Raw genomic sequence first — 470 nt, 5'->3', positions numbered from 1 at the left:
ACGAGTTCATGCCCTCGCAGCGCTGCCAGGGCTCAGGCAACGGAGTGGCGTCGCCAAGATGCAGCGTGAGGGCGGACCGGGCAACTTCGACGGCGATCACTGGGGGGAGCCGGTCGGCGTGTTCCAGGATCGTCGCGGCGAGGCGGCGCAGGGTCTCGTCGATGAAGGTGACGATGTCGGCGATCGGCCGGCCCTCGTAACGCAGGGTCTTCTCGACCGGCAGCGTGGCCGGCGGCGGCGGGCTGGTCATGAAGCCAGGTCGGCGGTGGTGGTGCTGGATCGCCTGGCGCCGCCGCAGGATGAGCCACAGTCCGCCGGCAAGGATGGCCCCAGCCCCGGACAGACCCGTGAGGAGCCATTCGGGCCGGTGGCCGTCGTCGGCGTGCTGCTCCGCTTGCTGGTCGGCGGAGCTGGTGGCCGGCGCAGACGCCGCAGCTGTGGGCACGCTGGGTGCGCTCGTCTCAGGCGTG

At 71.7% G+C, this 470-nt stretch carries 1 pseudogene; it reads right to left on the bottom strand.

Annotation, left to right across the window (positions count from 1 at the left end):
* Positions 1 to 470 (bottom strand): annotated as a pseudogene (locus BN358_RS26305) (hypothetical protein); the annotation flags it as partial.

Source organism: Sedimentibacter sp. B4 (assembly GCF_000309315.1).
In the GTDB taxonomy this organism is placed as follows: Bacteria; Bacillota; Clostridia; order Tissierellales; family Sedimentibacteraceae; genus Sedimentibacter; species Sedimentibacter saalensis.
Note: the sequence above shows the minus strand (reverse complement) of the source record. Positions and strands in the feature narration are given on the sequence as shown.